Origin of the sequence: Fusobacterium perfoetens, from assembly GCF_021531475.1 — a bacterium.
Lineage (GTDB): Bacteria > Fusobacteriota > Fusobacteriia > Fusobacteriales > Fusobacteriaceae > Fusobacterium_B.
Map to the genome: position 1 here is coordinate 1 of NZ_JADYTX010000062.1, position 5,426 is coordinate 5,426.

Genomic DNA, 5,426 nt, shown 5'->3' on the forward strand with positions numbered 1-5,426 from the left:
ATCCACCATAAACTCTAATTCCATTTATTATAGTTCTATATTTTTTAGGATCATCATCAATAAATGCACGTATCTTATACTCAAAGTTTTTGTTAGCACGGCATTCTCTTATTAATGTATTTCCAGCTTCTCCAGCACCATAGACTAAGGTATTTTCTCTATTTTTTCTTCTCTCTTTTGGAGAAATATTTCCTTGCCTTTGTAATCTAAATATCATTCTCAAAAGTAGCATTAAAGAAGTAGAAAAGATAAAAGTTAAAAGTAAAATTCTTAAGCTATGAAGTTTAAGAAGTTTATTAAGAACAAAAGTAGAACAAGCGCTGAAACCATTAAGTTTAAGAAGTTCTAAAATATCTCTACTGTCTGTATACTGCCAACTAGTCGCCACTTCATTTTTAAGTAAATCAACAACAGCATAAGAGAACGCATAAAGAAAAGCCATTTTGACAGGTAAATCTCTGAACTCTTCAAACATAATGTAATCAATAAGTAAAGATGAGAATAAGACACTAGAAATATCTAAAAAAATCTTTACAAAATTCCTCTTATTAGTAAAAGCTTTGTCCATAAAATTTCTCCCTATATACCTTAATATTTTTAAACTGCTTAAAAAAATAGAGGATTTATTTTAAGCAAGTTTTTTATTCTACAATTCCAAAATATTTTTTTATATTTTTATTGAAAAATTAATTCTTGAATGTTTAATTTTTTATTAAAAATATAAGCTGTATAAGTGTAACTCTTTATTCAAAAAAAGTCAAACTATATTTGCTATTTTTTGATAGAAAAATTTATAAAATAAAAAGACCCTGATAAATATTTACTTTAGGTCTTATATTAATTTTTTTATTTTATGTTTCACTACCCCCCCCCCGTTATTTTTAATACATTTTATTTAAAATTCTTGAAAAATCTTTTCAATTAATTATACCTCTCAATTATATCTCTGTCAAGACCTTATTCATTTTTTTATCTGTTTTTTATTTTAAATATGTTATAATTCTTATAAAAGGAGAGATTGAAAATAAATAATACTACAGAAAAAATAATAATTAATAATTTAGGTCCACTAAAAAGTTGTAAACTATATATAAAAGATTTTATGATTTTTACAGGTCAACAGGCTTCTGGAAAAAGTACCATTGCTAAAAGTATATTTTTCTTTAAAAATATAAAAATTATTAATATCAGTAATAAAAAAACAAATATTTTTTTCTACCAAGGAACTTAGTACTCCTTTAAAAGATAAATTAATAAAAGAAATAAGGCTAAATTTTTTGCAAGTTTTTGGAAGTACTTGGGGAATGCCTCAAAATATGACAATATTTTACTATTACGATGAAAAAGAATGAATCCAACGATTAGAACCATTTACTTTAGTTCCCGTTTCATCAGCGTGAGTTATTTTAGCTTTTATTAATTGTTCTTTGAAGAAATTTTCTACTTTTTCAAGTTCTTCAATTCTAGCTAAAGCTTTAGATAATTGAATTTTAAGTTCAGCAATTTCACGTAACAAATCTTCAACTTTAATTTCCATAAAAATTCACCTCCCAATCAAAAAAATTAACTTATACATTATATCATATTTTTTAACTCAAAAAAAAGACCTAGATTCATTTTTTTGAATCTAAGTCTTGATTTTTAATTTATAGCTAAGTAGTTACAAAGTTTGAAAATAAAATAATATTGGTAAAATCTTCTTGTAATAAAGATAGAAAATTTCTAAAAAACTATTTCTCTAAAATTTCTTTTATATATGATTTACCTTCTAAATACCATAAAAGAATTCCCACATATTCAGTTTTTATTTTTTCATTTTTTAAACTTTGGTATAATTTCTTAATTTTGTTTTCATTCTTCTTTTTAATATTATTTTGTAAAGCTTTAAGAGCTGCTCTTCTTCCTGAAATTAATTTCCCATATTTATCATTAAGATTTAAAACTTCATTTAATTCTTTTTGATATAAATCATTCGATGATTTAATTTCTCCATTTCTTGTAAAAAATATAGTTAAAATATGTCTTTCGTCTTGAGGATTTATATTTAAAATATCATTCCCTTTATGTGTATCACAAGTCTGAAACTTTTTTGGAGAGCCTTCATTTCCTTTACAAACAGCTAATAAATTTTTATAGTCCAATTCATTTTCAGAATTTCTTGCTTTATAATGTTCTATTTTTACATCAGATGACTCTATTCTTTTCATACAATAAGCACAAATATATCCTTGCTCTTTTAATAAAGATTCTCTTATATCATTCTTTACATTACTTGGTAAATTATCAAAAGATGAATTAACAGTTTTTTTATATTCTGTTAAAGAACGTGGTTCACTATTCTTTTTTATTAAAATCATAACTACATCTCCAATTCTTCCAATCTTAAAGAAACTTCTCTTTCTACAACATTAGAATCATCTTTTCCTAAAATTTCTTCTAATTCTTCTAAAACTTTTTTGGCTTCTACAATATTTTTTTCATCTAATAAATCATTAAATAACTCTAATTTTTCAACTACTTCCTTAGGTCTTACTTCTGTTTTCATCACTTCACGAAGTATAGATTCTACATCTCTTCCATAAGTCATATTTTCTAACGGATAGATCTCGTAATTATCAAGAATCAATACATTTTTATTAGATACATTTGATAATACATTTGGAGAATGTGTGGTAAATATAAATTGAATTTTTGGAAAAATTTTACACAATATTGAAATTATCTTTGTTTGCCAATTTGGATGTAAATGCATATCTATTTCATCTATTAATATAATTCCTGGTGTCCCTTTTAAAATATTATCTAAAAGTTGTGGATTCAATATTGCCATACGATAAGCAATATCTGCTATCATACTCAAAATACTTTTGGTTCCATCACTCAGTACTCTCATTGGTAAATTTTCAACAGTATTATCATTTTTCTTTAAAGAAATTTCTAATTCACCACTTTTAACTTTAAAATCAACTTTAACTTCTTTTAAATTTTCATCAAGCATTTTATAACTTTTGCTTAAAGCTTTTTTTACAGCATCTAGTTCAGGAATAATTTTCTCTTCTTGTAATTCGATATAAGTCATTTTTTCAAACCACTTTAACATTTGCTTTTCGTTTGAAGCTGAATCTAAACAATCAATATATCCTTTTAAACGAGAGAAATTTCCTTTTATTTCTTTTATATTTCTATCTCTCTTTTGCATCCAAAGTCTACCTGTACCATAATATGCTACCATTGGTAATATTATATTTTTGTCTCCTTCTTTAATCCCTTTTTGAAGAGATGAAGCATATTCTATTATTTGTTTAGCTCTCGTACTTGTAGTCCTTCCTCTTTCTCCATTCAGAGTTCTTTCCCAATAAAGTTCTTTATTATCAAATTCACATTTGGTTGAAATAGACACTGGAAATTGATGCTCTCTCTCTATTCTATTTCCTATTTCATACATTTTATAGTGAGAATCATTTTTATTAATTCCTAAGATTCCCATTCCATCAAATACTGAAATATATCCACCTAAGGCAATAGATAAAGCATCTAATATAGTTGTTTTTCCTGAGCCATTAATCCCTATTAAAACTATATAATTTGAATCTAACTTTATCTTCATATTTTCGTAACAACGAAAATTTTTAATTTCTAATTCTTTTATTTTCACTATGTCACCAGCCCATTCAAAATTTAACTATAATCTATCTTAATTATATCATCTCTTTAAGGAAAACTCAATTATATATCGTAATTCTTTCATTTTTTATAAATATAATATTTTAAATATAAAAAAAGAATGCTAAATCAAATTACACTCTTTTTTCGTTTCTATATTTTTTATTTTCTACATATTATTATAACAAAAAGAAATCAACACCGGAACAAGAGCTGAACAAATCATTCCATTTAAAACAGATAGCATAACTGTTTCTTCATTTGTATATTTTATCATCATAGGAAGTGTTGTATCCTCACTTGTTGCAGCAGCTGGTGCAATACAGCTATAATAATTCAAATATTTAGCAATTATAGGAATAAGAAAGAATGAAAAAATCTCTCTCATAAGATTACTTAAAAAAGTAATACTTCCAAGTTTAGCTCCTGCAAGTTTTCCCACTGTAATTCCAGAAAGACTGTACCAACCAAGACCACTTGCAACAGCTGTACTCTCTCCCAAAGTAAATCCTGTAATAGGACTACAAATCATTCCTCCAATAATAGATCCAACTACAATCCCAAAAGGAATAATTAAAACTTTCAAATGATATTTTTTCAAATCATTTAAAATTCCTTTATGAAGTCCTACACTTATTCCAACAAAAAACATTAAAAAATATAGTATAAAATCTGTTCTAGAAGTTATTGCTGACACAAATCCAATATTTATATCACAAAGTCCATAAGCCACTCCTGAAATAAGAGCGATCAAAGCAAATACAACCATTAATTTTTCCCCTTTCCACTATTTTTTCTTTTTTCTATAAAATGACGTGTTAATAAAAAAACTATTATAAGCGAAAATAGAGATGGAATAAAACAAAAGATAAAACTATGCCACCCCAAAAGACTTAACTCTTGTATAAAATTCTCTCTTCTGCCTAAAGTAACTCCCATAGAGAAAATCAGTAAAATTGTGCATATAAGTTGTAATTTTTCATTTATTGTTTTGTATTTATGAGAAAAAAATCTATTTCCTACTAATATTCCGATACTCATTACTATTAAAATATCCATATTTTCCTCCTATTTTTTCTTAAAGAAAAAAGGGATATCATTTACCCCTCCCTATCAAACTGTATATTATTATACTTCAAACTATTAAAAAAATCAATATTTATTACTATTATTTGATAAAAAACTTTTGATGTAGTATAATAAATAAAAAGTTTTAAAAGGAGATGTTATGAAAGCTGTTGTTCAAAGAGTTTTAGAATCAGAAGTAAAAATAGATGGTGAAAGTGTTGGAAAAATTGGAAAAGGGTTTTTAGTTCTTTTAGGAATCACTCACGAAGATACAGAAAAAGAAGTTGTTTGGCTGGCTAATAAAATAAAAGGTCTTAGAGTATTTGAAGATGAAAATGGAAAAATGAATCTTGGACTTGATGAAATTGGTGGAGATATTTTTATAGTTTCGCAATTTACTCTTTATGGTAATTGCATAAAAGGTAGAAGACCTGGATTTACTGATGCAGCTAGACCAGAAATTGCAATCCCTCTTTATGAAAGTTTTATCCAAAAGTTTAGAGAATTTTCTATTGGAAAGGTTGAAACTGGTAGATTTGGAGCTGACATGAAAGTTTCCTTAATCAATGATGGTCCTGTAACTTTATTAATCGACACAAAGGATGTAAAAAATTTATAGAGCCTGTGAAAAAGATTCTGTAAATTAAATAATACTAACTTTTAATAGCTTTCTATGATAAAATTAATATCATAGG

At 25.7% G+C, this 5,426-nt stretch carries 8 protein-coding genes; 2 read left to right on the forward strand and 6 right to left on the reverse strand.

The window, feature by feature from the left end:
- Positions 1-568, reverse strand: a 568-nt coding sequence (locus I6E15_RS09885) for a nucleoside-diphosphate sugar epimerase/dehydratase (protein ID WP_419180952.1), incomplete at its 3' end; no start/stop codon positions are given.
- Positions 569-1,018: 450 nt separating this feature from the next.
- On the opposite strand from I6E15_RS09885, the gene I6E15_RS09890 reads away from it, so the two are divergent.
- Complete coding sequence (locus tag I6E15_RS09890) at positions 1,019-1,231, forward strand: AAA family ATPase (RefSeq protein WP_235247612.1); 213 nt, start codon at positions 1,019-1,021, stop codon at positions 1,229-1,231.
- A 102-nt stretch (positions 1,232-1,333) separates the two neighbouring features.
- On the opposite strand, the gene I6E15_RS09895 is transcribed toward I6E15_RS09890, so the two are convergent.
- The 5 genes from I6E15_RS09895 to I6E15_RS09915 form a co-directional block, all read right to left on the reverse strand.
- A complete protein-coding gene (locus I6E15_RS09895) occupies positions 1,334-1,537 on the reverse strand; it encodes a hypothetical protein (protein WP_235247613.1) in 204 nt (67 codons plus the stop codon).
- A 193-nt stretch (positions 1,538-1,730) separates the two neighbouring features.
- Positions 1,731-2,357, reverse strand: a complete 627-nt coding sequence (locus I6E15_RS09900; protein ID WP_235247614.1) for a retron system putative HNH endonuclease — start codon at positions 2,355-2,357, stop codon at positions 1,731-1,733.
- 2 nt (positions 2,358-2,359) lie between these two features.
- Positions 2,360-3,655, reverse strand: a complete 1,296-nt coding sequence (locus I6E15_RS09905) for an AAA family ATPase (protein WP_235247615.1) — start codon at positions 3,653-3,655, stop codon at positions 2,360-2,362.
- 177 nt (positions 3,656-3,832) lie between these two features.
- Positions 3,833-4,432, reverse strand: a complete 600-nt coding sequence (locus I6E15_RS09910) for a lysine exporter LysO family protein (RefSeq protein WP_235247616.1) — start codon at positions 4,430-4,432, stop codon at positions 3,833-3,835.
- Complete coding sequence (locus tag I6E15_RS09915) at positions 4,432-4,722, reverse strand: hypothetical protein (RefSeq protein WP_177160783.1); 291 nt, start codon at positions 4,720-4,722, stop codon at positions 4,432-4,434. The genes I6E15_RS09910 and I6E15_RS09915 overlap by 1 nt, the downstream gene beginning before the upstream one ends.
- Positions 4,723-4,891: 169 nt before the next feature.
- On the opposite strand from I6E15_RS09915, the gene dtd reads away from it, so the two are divergent.
- On the forward strand, positions 4,892-5,350 hold the full coding sequence (gene dtd / locus I6E15_RS09920; RefSeq protein ID WP_235247617.1) for a D-aminoacyl-tRNA deacylase: 459 nt from the start codon (positions 4,892-4,894) through the stop codon (positions 5,348-5,350).
- The last annotated feature ends 76 nt before the right edge of the window (positions 5,351-5,426 follow it).